22 protein-coding genes are annotated in these 18282 nt (G+C 59.1%); 5 read left to right on the top strand and 17 right to left on the bottom strand.

Translation table 11 applies throughout. From position 1 onward, the window contains the following. Positions 1-3: 3 nt before the first annotated feature. Genes AAEZ09_RS10750 through AAEZ09_RS10740 form a run of 3 tightly spaced genes read right to left on the bottom strand, consistent with a single transcriptional unit; the run spans position 4 to position 1624 of the window. The gene (locus AAEZ09_RS10750; protein ID WP_205893366.1) at positions 4-717 is read right to left on the bottom strand and encodes a PilW family protein; all 714 of its coding nucleotides are present in this window, start codon (positions 715-717) and stop codon (positions 4-6) included. Next, entirely contained in the window at positions 714-1160 is a 447-nt protein-coding gene (gene pilV, locus AAEZ09_RS10745) for a type IV pilus modification protein PilV (RefSeq protein ID WP_045059360.1), read from the bottom strand. Before pilV ends, AAEZ09_RS10750 begins: the two co-directional genes overlap by 4 nt. Then, positions 1157-1624: a GspH/FimT family pseudopilin gene (locus AAEZ09_RS10740; RefSeq protein WP_045059359.1), complete on the bottom strand. Its 468-nt coding sequence runs from the start codon at positions 1622-1624 to the stop codon at positions 1157-1159. The genes pilV and AAEZ09_RS10740 overlap by 4 nt, the downstream gene beginning before the upstream one ends. Positions 1625-1752: 128 nt before the next feature. On the opposite strand from AAEZ09_RS10740, the gene AAEZ09_RS10735 reads away from it, so the two are divergent. After that, positions 1753-2295, top strand: a complete 543-nt coding sequence (locus tag AAEZ09_RS10735; protein WP_350599505.1) for a GspH/FimT family pseudopilin — start codon at positions 1753-1755, stop codon at positions 2293-2295. On the opposite strand, the gene ispH is transcribed toward AAEZ09_RS10735, so the two are convergent. The 6 genes from ispH to murJ form a co-directional block, all read right to left on the bottom strand. Further along, positions 2272-3219 carry a 4-hydroxy-3-methylbut-2-enyl diphosphate reductase gene (ispH, locus tag AAEZ09_RS10730; protein ID WP_045059418.1) on the bottom strand — a complete coding sequence of 316 codons (948 nt, stop codon included), beginning with the start codon at positions 3217-3219 and terminating at the stop codon, positions 2272-2274. The genes AAEZ09_RS10735 and ispH overlap by 24 nt on opposite strands. Positions 3220-3357: 138 nt before the next feature. Then, complete coding sequence (gene fkpB, locus AAEZ09_RS10725) at positions 3358-3810, bottom strand: FKBP-type peptidyl-prolyl cis-trans isomerase (RefSeq protein WP_122839002.1); 453 nt, start codon at positions 3808-3810, stop codon at positions 3358-3360. Further along, the gene (lspA, locus tag AAEZ09_RS10720) at positions 3803-4315 is read right to left on the bottom strand and encodes a signal peptidase II (protein WP_045059357.1); all 513 of its coding nucleotides are present in this window, start codon (positions 4313-4315) and stop codon (positions 3803-3805) included. Before lspA ends, fkpB begins: the two co-directional genes overlap by 8 nt. Beyond that, entirely contained in the window at positions 4308-7139 is a 2832-nt protein-coding gene (ileS, locus tag AAEZ09_RS10715; protein WP_045059356.1) for an isoleucine--tRNA ligase, read from the bottom strand. Before ileS ends, lspA begins: the two co-directional genes overlap by 8 nt. After that, positions 7140-8090 (bottom strand): bifunctional riboflavin kinase/FAD synthetase, encoded by a 951-nt coding sequence (ribF, locus tag AAEZ09_RS10710; protein WP_350599467.1) that lies wholly within the window; start codon positions 8088-8090, stop codon positions 7140-7142. A 121-nt stretch (positions 8091-8211) separates the two neighbouring features. Further along, positions 8212-9750 (bottom strand): murein biosynthesis integral membrane protein MurJ, encoded by a 1539-nt coding sequence (murJ, locus tag AAEZ09_RS10705; RefSeq protein ID WP_350599466.1) that lies wholly within the window; start codon positions 9748-9750, stop codon positions 8212-8214. 252 nt (positions 9751-10002) lie between these two features. On the opposite strand from murJ, the gene rpsT reads away from it, so the two are divergent. After that, on the top strand, positions 10003-10281 hold the full coding sequence (gene rpsT, locus AAEZ09_RS10700; protein WP_008154937.1) for a 30S ribosomal protein S20: 279 nt from the start codon (positions 10003-10005) through the stop codon (positions 10279-10281). A gap of 168 nt (positions 10282-10449) precedes the next feature. Here the strand turns inward: rpsT and AAEZ09_RS10695 are convergent, their stop codons facing one another. From AAEZ09_RS10695 to rplU, 5 genes are all read right to left on the bottom strand, one after another. Next, on the bottom strand, positions 10450-10908 hold the full coding sequence (locus AAEZ09_RS10695) for a CreA family protein (RefSeq protein WP_045059353.1): 459 nt from the start codon (positions 10906-10908) through the stop codon (positions 10450-10452). Positions 10909-10920: 12 nt separating this feature from the next. Further along, the gene (gene proB, locus AAEZ09_RS10690; protein WP_350599504.1) at positions 10921-12039 is read right to left on the bottom strand and encodes a glutamate 5-kinase; all 1119 of its coding nucleotides are present in this window, start codon (positions 12037-12039) and stop codon (positions 10921-10923) included. A 137-nt stretch (positions 12040-12176) separates the two neighbouring features. Further along, on the bottom strand, positions 12177-13400 hold the full coding sequence (cgtA, locus tag AAEZ09_RS10685) for an Obg family GTPase CgtA (protein ID WP_045059351.1): 1224 nt from the start codon (positions 13398-13400) through the stop codon (positions 12177-12179). 193 nt (positions 13401-13593) lie between these two features. Further along, positions 13594-13851, bottom strand: coding sequence for a 50S ribosomal protein L27 (gene rpmA, locus AAEZ09_RS10680; protein WP_003176049.1), 258 nt, complete (start codon positions 13849-13851; stop codon positions 13594-13596). Between the two features lie 34 nt (positions 13852-13885). Next, positions 13886-14200: a 50S ribosomal protein L21 gene (gene rplU, locus AAEZ09_RS10675; RefSeq protein ID WP_003176051.1), complete on the bottom strand. Its 315-nt coding sequence runs from the start codon at positions 14198-14200 to the stop codon at positions 13886-13888. Positions 14201-14440: 240 nt separating this feature from the next. On the opposite strand from rplU, the gene AAEZ09_RS10670 reads away from it, so the two are divergent. The 3 genes from AAEZ09_RS10670 to AAEZ09_RS10660 all read left to right on the top strand — a co-directional run bounded on the left by AAEZ09_RS10670 (position 14441) and on the right by AAEZ09_RS10660 (position 16359). Next, complete coding sequence (locus AAEZ09_RS10670; RefSeq protein ID WP_045059350.1) at positions 14441-15409, top strand: polyprenyl synthetase family protein; 969 nt, start codon at positions 14441-14443, stop codon at positions 15407-15409. Between the two features lie 165 nt (positions 15410-15574). Then, positions 15575-15916, top strand: coding sequence for a zinc ribbon domain-containing protein YjdM (locus AAEZ09_RS10665; RefSeq protein ID WP_045059349.1), 342 nt, complete (start codon positions 15575-15577; stop codon positions 15914-15916). Between the two features lie 185 nt (positions 15917-16101). Next, positions 16102-16359 carry a PA4570 family protein gene (locus AAEZ09_RS10660; RefSeq protein ID WP_045059348.1) on the top strand — a complete coding sequence of 86 codons (258 nt, stop codon included), beginning with the start codon at positions 16102-16104 and terminating at the stop codon, positions 16357-16359. Positions 16360-16488: 129 nt separating this feature from the next. Here the strand turns inward: AAEZ09_RS10660 and bamJ are convergent, their stop codons facing one another. From bamJ to AAEZ09_RS10645, 3 genes are all read right to left on the bottom strand, one after another. Beyond that, positions 16489-17106 carry a BamJ family beta-barrel-assembly machinery protein gene (bamJ, locus tag AAEZ09_RS10655; RefSeq protein ID WP_045059347.1) on the bottom strand — a complete coding sequence of 206 codons (618 nt, stop codon included), beginning with the start codon at positions 17104-17106 and terminating at the stop codon, positions 16489-16491. Positions 17107-17227: 121 nt separating this feature from the next. Continuing rightward, positions 17228-17539: a DUF6482 family protein gene (locus AAEZ09_RS10650; protein WP_205893981.1), complete on the bottom strand. Its 312-nt coding sequence runs from the start codon at positions 17537-17539 to the stop codon at positions 17228-17230. A 228-nt stretch (positions 17540-17767) separates the two neighbouring features. Next, positions 17768-18256, bottom strand: a complete 489-nt coding sequence (locus AAEZ09_RS10645) for a TIGR00645 family protein (RefSeq protein WP_045059345.1) — start codon at positions 18254-18256, stop codon at positions 17768-17770. Between the last annotated feature and the right edge of the window lie 26 nt (positions 18257-18282).

Genomic DNA, 18282 nt, shown 5'->3' with positions numbered 1-18282 from the left:
CTCTCATTGCAGGCGATTGCGCAAGGCGGCAACCACGTTGAAGGTTTGATCACGTACCCTTTTTTCAGGGTCGGTAAGGGTCAACGTCAGGCGCACGCTGCGAATACGCGCCGGATCAGAGGGGTTACTGCTGTAGCTGGAAGCGGCCACTTCGCTGGCAGAGCTGGCGAGGCCGAAGCTGACGTCGAAGGCACTGACATTGTCCACCAGTACGAATTGGGTGGGCGTACCACCATGTACGCCCATCGTCAGCTGTCCGTTTTTCAGGCTGTAGACAAGTCGCCGGATCGGAAACGCCAACTGCCCCGCGACCGGGGCCTTCGCCTGACTGTAGGCCGTGGCGCTGTTTCGACAATCGGAAATCACTGTCCAGGTGGGCGCTCCACCATTTACGCCGACATCGCCAGTCACCAGCGTGAGCTTGAGGTTGGTGCTGTCCCAGCTGATGGGCGTGATCTGGCTGGCACTGAAGTCGCTCGCAGAACTGGAATCAGTGATGATCCCGAGGCAACCGAACATGCCGACCATGCGAATTTCCTGAATCATTTTGCCCAGCACGAACCGGGCGTCTTCCTGCATGTTGGACGCGTTGTTCTGACTGACGTAAGTGTTCTTGGCGGCGATAAAAATCTGCGCCACGCCCAGGACGACCACCAGGCTCAACGCGAGGGCGATCAATAGCTCGATCAGGCCAAAACCTTTTTGAGCGCGATTCATGGCGTTGATACCGGGTCGACGGTGGCGCGACTGGTTAATACAAAACTGCGGCGAGTATTAGTATTGGCGGCGCGTGAATCATCCCAGGTGATCGTGATGGTGTACACCCGTTGGCTCAAGGCAATGGTACCCGTGGCAGTGGCACCCAAGGCGCTGGCGATGTTGCCGGTGAAGTCGAAAAGGTCCTGATCCCGGGCCACGCTCAGGTTGCCCGAGGTCGGGGGCGTGATCGTATAATCGGCGCCGGAGTTGGCGCGAATGCGGTCCATCATGTCGTAGGCAATGAAGCTCGCCTGGCTGGTCATCCGCGAACTGTCGGTGTACTTCAGGGCATTGAGCTGAATCGCCGCTGCGCCCAATAGCCCCACGGTCAGAATCAACACTGCAACCAGCACCTCGATCAGCGTCATGCCCTCCTGGGCACGCTTGCTCCCTTGCCTCATCCGCAGTTTCCACCCAATAGAATACGTCCGTTCAAACACACATTCAGCGTTCGGCTCTGTGCCCCCAGCACATAAGTGATCGCCACTGCAGTAGCAGGTGCCGCCAGCCCGCCCAGGTTATTGAAACTGATGGCGGTCACTCCTGAGGTTAGCGCCAGACTCGCCCCGCTGCTCATTGCAGGAACAACCCGCAATACATTGGCTGGCGAGCTGGAAATGTCGGAAACCGTCAATTCGCCGGTCCATGCGCCGCCTTTCGGAAGAACCTGAGTGGTAATGCCTCGGTCAATCGCCTCCAGCCTCGCGTAACTCAGGGCCCGTCGCAGGTCCCCAACCTCGGTGTCGGCCTTGGTACGTTGCACTGAACTGGTAAACGCCGGCACGGCCATGGTGATCAGGATCAGAAAAATGGCCAGTGCAACCAGCAACTCGATCAGCGTGAAACCTTTTGTACCACGATCCATCAGTGCCCTCCGTTGCCGTCGGCTATACCTGCTGCTACACGCTAGAACATTCAGCCGCAAGATGTTCGGTTGTTTTGCCTTCACTCGCGCAGGGAATGCGCATGATCACACTCCAGGGACGCAATGACATGCATCAGCGAGGCTTCAACCTGGTCGAATTGCTTATGGGACTGACGATCGCCGGGATTGTTCTGGCGTTGGTCACCCCGGTGTACGCGACGCTCACCGAGTCAATTTATCGCGAAGAGGCGGCGAAGTCGCTGGTCGGTGGCTTGCGCAGCGCGCGAAGCGAGGCAATCACCCGCAGCCAGACCATCATGATCCACGGTATTAACGGCGATTGGAGCCAGGGATGGCGAATCATTGTCGATGCCAGCAGCCAGGGCTATGAAGACAGCAGCAATCCACTGCTGGTCGAACGTCAGGGTAGCGCAGGTACAAAGGTGGTCGGCAACAAGAATGTCAAAAGCGCGATACGGTTCAGCCATCTCGGCGAACCGCTGCAAGGCGGCTTTCAAGCGGGGACGTTGCATGTGTGCGCGTCACGCGAGCCGGTCAGCCAGTATCAGGTGGTACTGGCCTCAACCGGTCGAGTCAGCCTTCGCAGCAACAAGCTGCAACAGGCCCTCTGCGTCGGCGCAGAAGATTCAGAGCAGGGAGCGGACGCGTAATTCCTTGGGCATGGAGAACGTCACATTCTCCTCACGACCTGCCAATTCGTCGGCACCGGTAGCGCCCCACGCCTCCAACTGCTGGATCACACCGCGCACCAGCACTTCCGGTGCCGAAGCGCCTGCGGTGATGCCGATCCGCTGAACGCCGTCGAACCAGCTTTTTTGCAGGTCCTCGGCGCCGTCGATCAGATAGGCCGGAGTGGCCATGCGTTCAGCCAGTTCACGCAAGCGATTGGAGTTGGAGCTGTTCGGGCTGCCCACGACCAACACCACGTCGCACTCATCGGCCAGTTGTTTGACCGCATCCTGGCGGTTTTGCGTCGCGTAGCAGATATCGTCCTTGCGCGGACCACCGATCGCCGGGAAACGCGCTCGCAGGGCATCGATGACCCGGCTGGTATCGTCCATGGACAAGGTGGTCTGGGTCACGAATGCAAGCTTCCCGGGATCACGCACCTGCAAGTTCGCGACGTCTTCTTCGTCTTCGACCAGGTAGATCGCGCCCCCATTCGTGCCGTCATACTGGCCCATGGTGCCTTCGACTTCCGGGTGCCCGGCGTGGCCAATCAGAATGCACTCACGACCGTCGCGGCTATAACGCGCCACTTCGATGTGAACCTTGGTCACCAGCGGACAAGTGGCATCGAACACTTTCAGGCCACGGCCGGCGGCTTCGGTACGCACAGCCTGGGATACGCCGTGGGCACTGAAGATCACGATGACGTCGTCGGGCACCTGTTCGAGTTCCTCGACGAAAATGGCTCCGCGGGCGCGCAGGTCTTCGACCACGAATTTGTTGTGGACAACTTCGTGGCGCACGTAGATCGGTGGCCCGAAGACTTCCAGGGCGCGATTGACGATTTCAATCGCACGGTCCACACCGGCGCAGAAGCCACGGGGGTTGGCGAGTTTGATTTGCATGCTGTGCCTCGTGTCTTGCCCTGTAGGAGCGAGCTTGCTCGCGAAAAACGAGCAGGCACCGCGTACATCCAGGATGTAAGCGTTATCGTTGACGACCATCGCGAGCAAGCTCGCTCCTACAGAAAGCCGATTTGTTAGTTACAGCGATACGACGCTGATGATCTCGACGTCAAAGGTCAAGGTCTTGCCCGACAGCGGGTGATTGAAGTCGATGGTCACCTGCTCGTCATCGAACTCTTTTACCACGCCTGGCAGTTCGGTATTGGCCGCATCGTTGAAGATCACCAGCAAACCTGGCGACAGGTCCATGTCCTGGAACTGCGAGCGCGGGATGACCTGCACATTCTGCGGGTTCGGCTGGCCAAACGCGTTTTCCGGTGCAATCGTCAGCGTGCGCTTGTCACCGGCCTTGAAGCCGAACAGCGCCGCTTCAAAACCCGGCAACAAATTGCCATCGCCCACCTTGAAGGTCGCCGGGGCTTTGTCGAAGGTGCTGTCGACGGTGTCGCCGTTCTCCAGGCGCAGGGCGAAGTGCAAAGTGACTTCGGTGTTCTGGCGGATGCGTTGCTCAGCCAATACGTGCTCAGTCATGAACGGCTTCTCCGGTCTTTTTACTTTTGAACATATCCAGCGCCAGCATCACGGCACCGACAGTGATGGCACTGTCGGCGAAATTGAATGCAGGGAAGTACCAGCGGTTCTGCCAGTGCACCAGGATGAAATCGATCACATGGCCATAAGCAATGCGGTCATACAAATTGCCCAACGCGCCACCCAGCACCAGTGCCAGGGCGACTGCCAGCCAGGTCTCGTTGCGTCCCAGACGCTTGAGCCACACGACCAGCACTGCACTGACCACGATAGCGATCAGGGCAAACAACCAGCGCTGCCAGCCGGAGCTATCAGCCAGGAAGCTGAACGCCGCGCCAGTGTTGTAGGCCAGGGTCCAGCTGAAGTAATCAGGGATCACCACGATTTGCTGGTACATGCTCAGGGAGCCTTCGAAGTAGAACTTGCTGGCCTGGTCAATCACCAGGACCAGCAAGCTCAACCACAGCCAGCCCAGCCGTCCGAAACGGCCAACGGCGTTAGGCATAGTGACGAACCTCGCCAGCGCCGCTGATGTTATCAACGCAACGGCCACAGATTTCCGGATGCTCCGGGTTCACGCCGACGTCTTCGCGGCAGTGCCAGCAACGGGCGCACTTGGCGAAGGCGGACTTGACGATCTTCAGTTTCAGGCCACTGACTTCGGTGACTACCGCGTCCGCCGGGGCCTGGACAAAAGGCGCCACGCTGGCGGTCGAGGTGATCAGGACGAAGCGCAGTTCGTTGCTCAGTTGGGCCAGGTCTGCGCTCAGCGCGTCTTCGGCAAACAGGGTCACTTCGGCCTGCAGGTTGCCACCGACGGCCTTGGCCGCACGCTGGATTTCCATTTCCTTGTTGACCGCCACCTTCACCGCCATGATCCGCTCCCAGTAGGCGCGCCCCAGTTCGACGTTGTCCGGCAGCTCGGTCAGGCCTTCGTACCAGGTGTTGAGCATCACCGATTCGTTGCGCTCGCCCGGCAGGTATTCCCACAGTTCGTCGGCGGTAAACGCGAGGATCGGCGCGATCCAGCGCACCAGCGCTTCGGAGATGTGGTACAGCGCGGTTTGCGCCGAACGACGGGCCTTGCTGTTGGCGCCAGTGGTGTACTGGCGGTCCTTGATGATGTCGAGGTAGAAACCGCCCAGCTCCTGCACGCAGAAGTTGTGGATCTTGGAGTAGACGTTCCAGAAACGGTATTCGCCGTAATGCTCTTGCAGCTCGCGTTGCAGCAGCAAGGTACGGTCCACGGCCCAACGGTCCAGCGCGAGCATGTCTTCGGCCGGGAGGATGTCGGTGGCCGGGTTGAAACCGGTCAGGTTGGAAAGCAGGAAGCGCGCGGTGTTACGGATGCGCCGGTAGGCGTCCGCACTGCGTTGCAGGATCTGCTCGGAAACCGCCATTTCACCCGAGTAATCGGTGGAAGCCACCCACAGGCGCATGATGTCGGCGCCCAGGGTGTCGTTGACCTTTTGCGGCGCGATCACGTTGCCCAGGGATTTGGACATCTTGCGACCGGACTCGTCGACGGTGAAGCCATGGGTCAGCAGCTCGCGGTACGGCGCGTGATTGTCGATGGCGCAACCGGTCAGCAGCGACGAGTGGAACCAGCCACGGTGTTGGTCCGAGCCTTCCAGATACAGGTCGGCACGCGGGCCGCTCTCGTGGCCCATCGGGTGCGAACCGCGCAGGACGTGCCAGTGCGTGGTGCCCGAATCGAACCAGACGTCGAGGGTATCGCTGATCTTGTCGTACTGCGGCGCTTCATCACCGAGCAACTCGGCAGCGTCCATCTTGAACCAGGCTTCGATACCTTCGACTTCGACGCGCTTGGCGACTTCTTCCATGAGCTCGGAAGTCCGTGGGTGCAGCTCGCCGCTTTCCTTGTTCAGGAAGAACGGGATCGGCACGCCCCAGTTGCGCTGGCGGGAGATGCACCAGTCCGGACGGTTGGCGATCATCGAGTGAAGGCGCGCCTGGCCCCAGGCCGGAACGAACTTTGTTTCCTCGATGGCCTTGATTGCCCGCTTGCGCAGGGTGTCGCCGGTCACTGGCTCTTTGTCCATGCCGATGAACCACTGCGCGGTAGCGCGGTAGATCAGCGGGGTCTTGTGCCGCCAGCAGTGCATGTAGCTGTGTTCGATGATGGTGGTGTGCAGCAGCGCACCGACTTCGGTCAGCTTGTCGACGATTGCCGGGTTGGCCTTCCAGATGAACTGGCCGCCGAAGAATTCCAGCGCCGGAACGTACACGCCGTTGCTCTGAACCGGGTTGAGGATGTCGTCGTTGACCATGCCGTATTTCTTGCAGGTCACGAAGTCGTCCACGCCGTAGGCCGGGGCGGAGTGAACCACGCCGGTGCCAGCGCCCAGTTCCACGTACTCGGCCAGGTAAACGGGCGACAGACGATCGTAGAACGGGTGACGGAAGTTGATCAGTTCCAGTTCTTTACCGGTGGTGGTCGCAATGACCGAACCTTCCAGGCTGTAGCGGGCCAGGCACGACTCGACCAGCTCTTCAGCCAGCACCAGCAGCTTGTCGCCGACGTCGACCAGGGCGTAGTTGAATTCCGGGTGAACGTTAAGCGCCTGGTTGGCCGGGATGGTCCACGGGGTGGTGGTCCAGATCACGATCGAAGCCGGCTTGCCCAACGATGGCAGACCGAAAGCGGCAGCCAGCCTGGCTTCATCGGCAATCGGGAACGCCACATCGATGGTCGACGACTTTTTGTTCTCGTACTCGACTTCCGCTTCGGCCAGGGCCGAACCACAGTCGAAGCACCAGTTCACAGGCTTCAAGCCCTTGAACACGAAGCCGCCCTTGACGATTTCAGCGAGGGCGCGGATTTCACCGGCCTCGTTCTTGAAATCCATGGTCTTGTACGGGTTGGCGAAGTCGCCCAGCACGCCCAGACGGATGAATTCGGACTTCTGGCCTTCGATCTGCTCGGTGGCGTAGGCACGGCACAGTTCGCGGGTCTTGTCCGCGCCCAGGTTCTTGCCGTGGGTCACTTCGACTTTGTGCTCGATCGGCAGGCCATGGCAGTCCCAGCCCGGAACGTATGGCGCGTCGAAGCCCGACAGGGTCTTCGAGCGGATGATCATGTCCTTGAGAATCTTGTTCAGCGCATGACCGATGTGAATCGTGCCGTTGGCGTACGGAGGACCGTCGTGAAGCACGAACTTCGGACGATCCTTGCCAATCTCGCGCAACTTACCGTACAGGCCAATGCTGTCCCAGCGCTGCAGAATTTGCGGTTCGCGCTGAGGCAGGCCGGCCTTCATTGGGAAGGCGGTGTCCGGAAGGTTTAGCGTGGCTTTATAGTCGGTCATTTAAGGCTCTTCATTAGCGATTGGCGCTAGGTGCGACAGGGCACGGGCGGCGGCAACATCCGCATTGATTGCCGTCTTAAGCGCCTCCAGAGAGGCGAAACGCTGCTCTTCACGCAGCTTGTGGTGGAAGACCACCGTCAAACGCCGGTCATACAGATCGCCGGCAAAATCTAAAAGATGAACCTCGAGATGGGCTTTGCCATCCCCCTGGACCGTGGGGCGCACACCGATATTGGCGACGCCGGGCCAGGTCTTGCCGTCGATATCGACTTTGACCAGGTACACCCCGGTCAATGGAACACGACGACGCTTGAGCTGAATGTTGGCCGTGGGCGTACCCAGTTGGCGCGCCAGCTTCTGGCCGTGCAAGACCCGCCCGGCGATACGGAACGGCCGGCCGAGCAGCCGTTCAGCCAGGGCGAAATCGGCGGCGGCCAGCGCATTGCGAACCTGGGTGCTGCTGACGCGAATACCTTCAAGCTCCACGGTTTGTGCCGCCTCGACGGTAAAACCGTGAACCAGCCCGGCTTGCTGCAGGAATTCGAAATCGCCGATGCGATCACAGCCAAACCGGAAATCATCGCCGACCTCCAGGTGCTGCACGCCAAGCCCGTCCACCAGGATGGTTTCGACGAACTCGCTGGCGCTGAGCTTGCTCAGCCGCTGGTTAAAGGCCAGGCACAGGACCCGGTCGACGCCTTCGTCGGCCAACAGCTGCAGTTTGTCCCGCAGCCGGGCCAGACGGGCCGGGGCCGTGTCCGGGGCGAAAAACTCCCTGGGCTGCGGCTCGAAAATCACCACGCAGCTGGGCACGCCCAACTCGAGCGCACGCTCACGCAGCCTCGCCAGGATTGCCTGGTGGCCACGGTGAACACCGTCAAAGTTGCCAATAGTGGCGACACAGCCCCGATGCTGGGGGCGCAGGTTGTGGAGGCCTCGAACCAGCTGCATAACGCGCTTCTTGCTCATAAAGTGGTCGATTATAACCACACCCGGCGGCCGACGACAGGCAACACCGTAACCAAAGTCATCAAGCCGACCAAAACACCGGCTCGCCCCTGTTCTTGCGTCCTCAGCTGAGCGCCCTGCGGTTGAAGTCGCGCAAACGGAAGCCCAGCACAAACAACATGCCGAAATAAGCGATCACACCGGCGGCGACCAACGCCCCCAGGCGCAGAAAGCGTTCCAGCATATGTCCCTGATCCCAGACCGGCATGAAATGCATGCCCGCCAGCAACACGGCGGACATGACCAGCACGGCCACTATCAGCTTCAGGGCGAATTTCCACCAGCCAGGTTGCGGCTGATACATCTGCTGCTTGCGCAGCTGGTAAAACAGCAGGCCGGCGTTGATGCAGGCGCCGGCGCTGATGGCCAGGGCCAGTCCGGCATGCGCCAACGGCCCGATCAGCACCAGGTTGAACAACTGCGTGATGATCAGGGTAAAAATCGCGATTTTCACCGGGGTACGGATGTTTTGTTGCGCATAAAAGCCCGGCGCCAGCACCTTGATCACAATAATGCCCATTAGACCGACGGAATAGGCGATCAGGGCGCGCTGGGTCATGGACGCATCAAATGCGGTGAACTGGCCATATTGGAACAACGACACGGTCAACGGCTCGGCGAGGATACCCAGCGCCAGGGAGCACGGCAGCACCAGCACGAAGCACAGGCGCAGGCCCCAATCGAGAATCCGCGAATACTCCTGGCGGTCCTTGCTGGCGTATGTCTTGGCCAGGGTTGGCAGCAAAATCGTGCCCAGCGCCACGCCCAGCACACCGGATGGCAACTCCATCAAGCGGTCGGCGTAATACATCCAGGACACCGAACCGGCCACCAGGAACGAGGCGAAGATGGTGTTGATGATCAGCGAGATCTGGCTCACCGACACCCCCAGGATTGCCGGCAACATCTGCTTCATCACCCGCCACACGCCGGTATCGCGCAGGCTCAGGCGCGGCAGCACGAGCATGCCGATCTTTTTCAGGTGCGGCAGCTGATACAGCAACTGCGCCAGGCCACCGACCAGCACTGCCCAGCCGAGCGCCATGACCGGCGGATCGAAGTACGGCGTGAGGAACACCGCAAAGATGATCATGCTGACATTGAGCAGCGTCGGTACGAAAGCCGGCACCGAGAAACGGTTGTAGGTATTGAGAATCGCGCCGGCCAGCGACGACAACGAGATGAGCAGAATATACGGGAACGTCACCCGCAAAAGGCTGGTGGTGAGCTCGAATTTTTCCGGGGTGTCGGTGAAACCGGGGGCCGTCGCCCAGATAACCCAGGGCGCGGCGAGCATACCCAAGGCCGTAACCAGCGCCAGCACCAGGGTCAGCAGGCCCGAAACGTAGGCAATGAACGTGCGGGTCGCCTCCTCGCCCTTCTGGCTTTTGTATTCGGCAAGAATTGGCACGAAAGCCTGGGAAAACGCGCCCTCGGCGAAGATCCGGCGCAGCAGATTGGGCAGCTTGAACGCGATAAAGAAGGCATCAGTCGCCATTCCGGCGCCGAATGTGCGTGCGATAAGCGTGTCACGAACGAATCCCAGAACCCGGGAAACCATTGTGATAGAGCTGACGGCGGCCAACGATTTGAGCAGATTCATTGAAAGAGTTTGTGCCTGTCGATAAACAGCAGGCGAACAAAGCGCCTACTTATGCGATACTCCGCGCCGCAGCAGCACAGAGCCAAAGCTCGCGAGTTTACAGGTCAAGCGCCGGAAATAAATATCCCGCCTCTTTATACCTACCACTTAGCGGAACGTTTCAACCGCCCTTGACAAGACATCAACTCATCGGCATGATTCGCGGCCTATTTTGTTTGCTATTTCCTAAAAAGTCTTTCGAGGAGCTCGACGGTGGCCAACACACCTTCCGCCAAAAAACGTGCAAAACAGGCTGAGAAGCGTCGCAGCCACAACGCCAGCCTGCGTTCCATGGTTCGTACCTACATCAAGAATGTAGTTAAGGCCATCGACGCAAAAGACGCTGAAAAAGCTCAAGCTGCTTACGTTCTGGCCGTGCCAGTTATCGACCGTATGGCCGATAAAGGCATCATCCACAAGAACAAGGCAGCTCGTCATAAGAGCCGCCTGAACGGTCACGTCAAGGCTCTGAACCTTGCTGTTGCCGCTTAAGCGATAAGCTTGTTGAAAAACCGACCTCAGGGTCGGTTTTTTATTGCCTGCGATTTGATGGGAGCGAAAAAAACTGTAGGAGCGAGCTTGCTCGCGAAGGTCGTCAACTATTACGTGCGCCGCCTGAATGTACGCGGCGCACTCTGGTTTTCGCGAGCAAGCTCGCTCCTACTGGGCCCACGGCAGGATCGGGATAGCCGTCACCGCATTCTGCGGACTGCCTTCGATCAGGCGATCGCTGTAGACCAGATACACCAGGGTATTGCGCTTCTTGTCGAGGAAACGCACCACCTGCATGGTCTTGAATACCAGCGAGGTGCGCTCCTTGAACACCTCATCGCCATCCTTCAACTCACCCTTGAAGCTGATCGGCCCGACCTGGCGGCAGGCGATAGACGCCTCAGCGCGATCCTCCGCCAATCCCAGCCCACCCTTCACTCCGCCAGTCTTGGCGCGCGACAGGTAGCAAGTCACGCCCTCAACCTTCGGATCATCAAACGCCTCGACGACGATGCGGTCGTTCGGGCCGACGATCTTGAACACCGTCGACACTTGGCCAATCTCTTCGGCCGAGGCCAGCAGCGGCATCGCCAACAGCAGACCCAACAATCCTTTTGCCACACGCATTCGAATATTCCCTCAGACCAGAATCAGGTTATCGCGGTGAACCAGCTCCGGCTCCGCCATGTAACCCAACAGACCGACAATCGCCTCAGACGACTGACCAATGATTTTTTGTGCCTCCAGCGCGCTGTAGTTGGCCAGGCCGCGGGCGATCTCACGACCATCCGGCGCTACGCACACCACCATTTCGCCGCGCCGGAAACTGCCCTGCACCCGCTTGACACCCACCGGCAGCAAACTCTTGTTGCCCTGGGACAAAGCGGTCACCGCACCCGCGTCCAGCACCAGGGTGCCACGGGTTTGCAGATGCCCGGCCAGCCACTGCTTGCGCGCCGCCAGCATGCCGCGCTCAGGTGACAACAACGTGCCAATGCGCTCGCCCGCCTTCAGACGATCCAGCACGCGCTCGATACGCCCACCAACAATGATAGTGTGAGCACCAGAGCGCGCGGCCAGTCGTGCGGCACGCAACTTGGTTTGCATGCCGCCACGACCCAGGGCACCACCCGTGCCGCCAGCAACCGCATCCAGCGCCGGATCATCGGCCCGCGCCTCGTAGATAAGGTTGGCATCGGGGTTGTTGCGCGGATCAGCGTCGAACATACCGTCGCGATCAGTCAGGATCACCAGCAGATCAGCCTCGACCAGATTGGCCACCAGCGCCGCCAGGGTGTCGTTGTCGCCGAAACGGATTTCATCAGTGACCACGGTGTCGTTTTCATTGATCACCGGGATGACTTTCAGCTCGACCAATGCACGCAAGGTACTGCGGGCGTTGAGGTAGCGCTTGCGGTCGGACAGGTCGTCGTGGGTCAGGAGGATCTGCGCGGTGTGCCTGCCATGCTCGGCGAAGCTCGACTCCCACGCCTGTACCAGGCCCATCTGGCCGATGGCCGCCGCCGCCTGGAGTTCGTGCATGGCACTGGGTCGTACGCTCCAGCCCAGGCGACTCATCCCCGCTGCTACCGCCCCTGAGGACACCAGCACCAGCTCAACGCCAGCCTCATGCAAAGCCACCATCTGCTCGACCCAGACACCCATTGCCGCGCGATCCAGGCCCTTGCCATCCGCCGTCAGCAAAGCGCTGCCGATCTTCACGACCCAACGCTGCGCACCTGTCACCTTGCTCCGCATCATCTTCAACCTTAGCTTGAGGACAGCGCGACCTGGCACTGCCCGTGACGTTATTCGTGGTTATTCGTGACCAACAATCGATTTCCAGATACTAAAACGCCGCTCGATTGAGCGGCGTTCAAGTTTATAGCAACAGATCAGTCGCGCACGTAAATGATTTCCGGACCGTCTTCATCATCCACGTCTTCTTCGTCCCAATCATCGTCACCGATATCATGGACCGACTTCACGCCACTGCGACGCAGGGCACGCTGGTCATCCAGAGCCTGCAGCTGGGCACGGGCTTCGTCTTCGATGCGCTGATCGAGCTCGGCCAGCTCTTCCTTGTAGGCTGGATCATTGGCCAGACGATCTGCACGATCTTCCATGTAACGCATGATGTCATGGCAAAGGCGCTCGGTGCCCAGCTTGGAAATGGCGGAAATCACGTAAACCGGACCCGTCCACTCCAGGCGATCAACGATCTCCTTGACGCGCTCATCATGCTCTTCTTCAAGAATCTGGTCGCACTTGTTCAGCACCAGCCAGCGATCACGCTCCGCCAGGGACGGGCTGAATTTGGTCAGCTCGCTGACGATCACTTCAGCAGCATCCGGAGCACTGGCGTCATCCAGCGGCGCCATGTCCACGAGATGCAGCAGCAGACGGGTACGCGACAAGTGCTTGAGGAAGCGAATCCCCAGGCCAGCACCGTCGGAAGCACCTTCGATCAGACCCGGAATGTCCGCAACCACAAAACTTTTCCAGCGATCGACACTGACCACACCCAGGTTCGGTACCAGCGTGGTGAACGGGTAGTCGGCGACTTTCGGCTTGGCGGCCGAAACCGAGCGGATGAAAGTACTTTTGCCAGCATTCGGCAGACCCAGCAGGCCCACGTCAGCCAACACCTTCATCTCCAGCTTCAGGTCACGCGCCTCACCCGGCTTGCCCGGAGTGGTCTGGCGCGGAGCACGGTTGGTACTGGATTTGAAACGGGTGTTACCCAGACCGTGCCAGCCACCATGAGCCACCAGCAGTTTCTGGCCAGCCTTGGTCAGGTCGCCAATGACTTCCTGGGTCGCCGAATCGATAACCGTCGTGCCTACCGGAACGCGCAGCACCAGCTCTTCACCTTTCTTGCCGGTGCAGTCGGTGCTGCCACCGTTGGAGCCACGCTCGGCATCGAAGTGGCGGGTGTAGCGGTAGTCCACCAGGGTGTTGAGGTTTTCGTCGGCGACCATGTAGACCGAGCCGCCATCACCACCGTCACCGCCGTTAGGACCACCATTCTCAATGAATTTTTCGCGACGGAAGCTCATGCAACCGTTGCCGCCGTCACCGGCCTTTACTCGAATCGATACTTCATCAACAAACTTCATAACAAAACGCCTCTCGTCATGCGGACGAGCCGAAAAAATCCAGACATAAGACTCTTGCAAAAATGAGCGCAGCGACCTCAATCAACGACCGCAAATACAGCGCTGGAGCTCATTACAAACAGCTTTGCAAGAGACTCACCCCACAAACGAAAAAGCCCCGTCGCGAGACAGGGCTTTTCCAGCGATCGCGCAATTAAGCGGCGACAACGCTCACGTAACGGCGGTTGAAAGCGCCCTTTACTTCAAACTTGATCACGCCTTCGATTTTCGCGAAGAGGGTGTGATCCTTACCCATGCCAACGCCATAACCGGCGTGGAATTGGGTGCCGCGCTGACGCACGATGATGTTGCCCGGAATGATTTTCTGGCCGCCATACATCTTCACGCCAAGGCGTTTGGCTTCTGAGTCGCGACCGTTACGGGTACTACCACCAGCTTTTTTGTGTGCCATGAGTCAATTCTCCTAGTGAGGAATTAGGCTGAAATTAAGCCTGAATACCGGTGATTTTGATCTCGGTGTACCACTGGCGGTGGCCCATACGCTTCATGTGGTGCTTACGACGACGGAACTTGATGATACGGACTTTATCGTGACGACCTTGGGAGATCACTTCAGCCACAACGGTAGCGCCAGCAACAACTGGAGCGCCGATATTCACGTCGTCGCCATTGGCAACCAACAGAACGCGATCAAAAGTAACGGATTCGCCGGTAGCGATTTCCAGTTTTTCGATCTTCAGGTATTCACCTGGAGCAACTTTGTACTGCTTGCCACCAGTAACGATTACTGCATAAGACATGGTATTTCTCCGATAATCCTGCTCACCCAGCTCTTTATAAGAAGAGGTATTGGCTGGCATGGCTGCATTGGGCTGGAAGGCCCGATTGCAATTGCGTAAGGCAGGTGCTGCCCAGGAAGTTCAGGGTGCGCGATTGTACGCAAGCTGCCGGGCTGATGCAAGAGGCCGTCCATCGTGCCTTGACACCCGCCGACGTGGGTCCTAGCATGCCGCGCAACCCTTCTGGAGCAACTGTCGCTGATGCAACCCCAAGCTTTCTACCGCGCGGTGGCGGACGATTTTAGCGCCGTCGACGGCATCATCAAGAAGCAGCTGACTTCCCGAGTGCCGCTGGTATCGAAAATCGGCGATTACATTACCTCGGCTGGCGGCAAACGCCTGCGACCCTTATTAGTGTTGCTGTGTGGCAAGGCCCTCGGCCGCGAAGGCGATGACATGCGTCTGCTGGCCGCGACCATCGAGTTCCTGCACACCGCCACCCTGCTGCACGACGACGTGGTCGACATGTCCGGCATGCGCCGTGGCCGCTCGACCGCCAACGCCATGTGGGGCAACGCCCCGAGCGTACTGGTGGGCGACTTCCTGTATTCGCGCTCCTTCGAAATGATGGTCGAACTGGGCTCCATGCCGGTGATGAAAATCCTTTCGCAAGCGACCCGCATCATCGCCGAAGGCGAAGTGTTGCAGCTGTCGAAGGTCCGCGACGCCAGCACCACCGAAGAAACCTACATGGAAGTCATCCGCGGCAAGACCGCCATGCTCTTCGAGGCCTCGACCCACAGCGCTGCGGCCCTGGCAGGTGCGACACCGGAGCAGAGCGAAGCCCTGCGCACTTTCGGTGATCACCTGGGGGTTGCCTTCCAGCTGGTCGACGACCTGCTCGACTACAAGGGCGATGCCGAGACCCTGGGCAAGAACGTCGGCGACGACCTCGCTGAAGGCAAGCCGACCCTGCCGCTGATCTACACCATGCGCGAAGGTACGCCGGAACAGGCGGCCCTGGTACGCAAGGCGATCCAGAAAGGCGGTATCGAAGACCTGGAAAGCATCCGAGAAGCAGTGGAGGCGTCGGGCTCGCTGGAATACACAGCGCAACTCGCACGGGACTACGTAGCCCGCGCGATCAAATGCCTCGAGGCGCTGCCAGCCAGCGAATACCGCGATGCATTGGTTGAGCTGAGCGAGTTTGCGGTAGCCCGCACGCATTAAAGGCAAACGCAAAATCAAAAGATCGCAGCCTTCGGCAGCTCCTACAGGTGTACACAAAACCCTGTAGGAGCTGCCGAAGGCTGCGATCTTTTGCCGTGACACCCTCTTCGAACAAAACCCTATATAATGTGCGACTTTTAGCGATCCTCAATCCAAGGAGCCCTAGTGAGCACGTTGCCACCCTGCCCGAAATGCAATTCCGAATACACCTACGAAGACGGCGCGCAGCTGATCTGCCCTGAGTGTGCCCACGAGTGGTCGACTGGCGGCGAAATCGAAGTGGCGGCCGATGACACCGTGAAGAAAGATTCGGTCGGCAACGTCCTGCAGGACGGCGATACCATCACCGTGATCAAGGACCTCAAGGTGAAGGGCACTTCGCTGGTGGTCAAGGTCGGCACCAAGGTCAAGAACATCCGCCTGTGCGATGGCGACCACGATATCGATTGCAAGATCGACGGCATTGGCCCGATGAAACTCAAATCCGAGTTCGTCAGAAAAGTCTGATCCTGCTGTAGCCCATCCTGCGCTCTGCGCCGGATGGCGCCCCTCCCCCCGCGATGGCCAGGCGCCAGCCGTATTGACCTTACGCAATCTTAACCCGAAAAAAAGCGCAAACCGCCAATAGGTCCTTGCTATTTAATGAATAAGAATTATTCTCATTGAATCCCAAATCAATGGAGATGAGACTGATGACTTATTTGATCGATGCCTGGCTTGACCGTCCACACCCTTACCTCAGGATCCTGCATCGGGAAACCGGTGAAGTCTGTGCGGTGCTTGAAGAAGAAGCCCTGAACGAACTGCAGGACCAGGGGGATCTGGACGTCAACGGCCTGAGTTCCAGCGAACCGGTCGTACTCAAGGAGCTGGTGCGTAACCTGTTTCTGTTCTGCTACGCCCGGGCATTGCGCCCTGCGCATGAGCTGCAACACAAGATCGAAATATGACCTGTACGATAAAAACTGTGGAAGCCAGCCTGCTGGCGATGGTGTCAACTCGGTCTTGAACAAAACCCGGTCGCCCCATCGCCAGCAGGCTGGCTCCCACATTAGCCTGTCACAGGGACAGGCATAGGCTTACAGAACGTCGAGCAGCTCGACGTCGAACACCAGAACGCTGTGCGGCGCAATGCTGCCAACGCCTTGAGCGCCGTAAGCCAATTCGCTCGGCACGTACAGACGCCATTTGCTGCCAGCGTTCATCAGTTGCAGGGCTTCGGTCCAGCCAGCGATCACGCCGCCAACCGGGAATTCTGCAGGCTGGCCGCGCTCGTAGGAGCTGTCGAACACAGTGCCGTCGATCAAGGTGCCGTGGTAGTGAGTACGAACCTGATCTTCACGGGTTGGCTTGGCGCCTTCGCCCTGGGTCAGCACTTCGAATTGCAGGCCCGAAGCCAGGGTGGTGATGCCGTCACGCTTGGCGTTTTCAGCCAGGAAGGCCAGGCCTTCGCCTGCTGCAGCTTCAGCCTTGGCAGCGGCTTCAGCTTGCATGATTTCGCGAATGACCTTGAAGCTGGCGGACATTTCTTCCTGGCCTACACGGCTTTCCTTGCCAGAAAAGGCGTCGGTCAGACCTGCCAGGATCGCGTCCAGGTTAACGCCCGGTGGCGGGTTGTCGCGCAGCTGGTCGCCCAGCTGACGGCCGATACCGTAGCTGACGCGGGTTTCGTCGGTGGACAGATTTACTTCGGACATGACACTGCTCCGCTGTGCGGACGGCCCCGGAACATGCCGTGCGTACACAGCGCGTCCCGGAGCGCCCGGAACCAAAAGGGCCAGCAGACTAGCACAGTTGCCAATCGGTTGATTAGAGCCCTCAGCCCTGCCAGGCAGAACGGAAGGCGATCGGCACCTTCAGGCTCTCCTCGGCACTGGCGCCCAGGCCGCACATTTCGTCATGTACCGAGGTGTGCACCAGGTTGAATGGCAAGGTGGGAAAAGCATGCAGCACTTCACGGGCATGCTCCACCGAGCGCAGATGAAGCACTTTGCCGCGGGCATCACTCAATGGATAGGCTGCGCCGTGCATGCGCGCCTCCAACAGGTAGATGCCGCCTTCAAGGGAAATCAGGTTCAGCTCATCGACCTTGTGGGCGATGGCAAAGGCATTGAGCTCTTGCAGGTTCATTGATGCACCTCGAACGGTGGCGGGCCAGTACCTTTACAGGGATAGGCTTCGTCGCTTCAAAGCACAAGCCAAAAACCACACCGCTCGTCCGGTTCACTGCCTGAGACTGCAGGAGCGAGCTCGCTCCGGGCGGCGTTCCGACGGAGAACTCAAGGCCCGCGCTCATTCAGAACCCCGCGTTATCGTTGAAGTCCATCGCGAGCAAGCTCGCTCCCACAGTGGCCGTGATCAGTGCTTGGTGAGCTTGTCGAGGTAACCCATGGCGAAGGCCGACACCACGAAAGTCATGTGAATGATCACGTACCACTTCAGGTGCTCGGGGTCGACGTTCTTGGCGTCCATGAAGATCCGCAGCAGGTGGATCGAGGAAATCGCCACGATCGACGCTGCCACTTTCATCTTCAGCGAAGACGAGTCCATGGTGCCCAGCCAGTTGAGCTTCTCTTTGTGGTCGTCGATGTCCAGTTGGGAAACGAAGTTCTCGTACCCGGAAATCATCACCATCACCAGCAGGCCACCCACCAGCGCCATGTCGATCAGCGACAGCAGCACCAGGATCACATCCGATTCGGCCATTGAGAACACGCTGGGAATGACGTGGAAGACCTCCTGAAAGAATTTCAGCCCCAAAGCCAGCAATCCCAACGACAAGCCAAAATAGATCGGCGCCAGCAGCCAGCGCGAGGCGTACATTGCATTTTCGATAAAGCGTTCCATTAAATCTCACACCTGGGCTGAAATGG

Source organism: Pseudomonas sp. 65/3-MNA-CIBAN-0223, assembly GCF_040310425.1.
Taxonomy (GTDB): Bacteria; Pseudomonadota; Gammaproteobacteria; order Pseudomonadales; family Pseudomonadaceae; genus Aquipseudomonas; species Aquipseudomonas gregormendelii.
The sequence above is the reverse complement of the archived record's forward strand: the minus strand, read 5'-3'. Positions and strand labels throughout refer to the sequence as shown.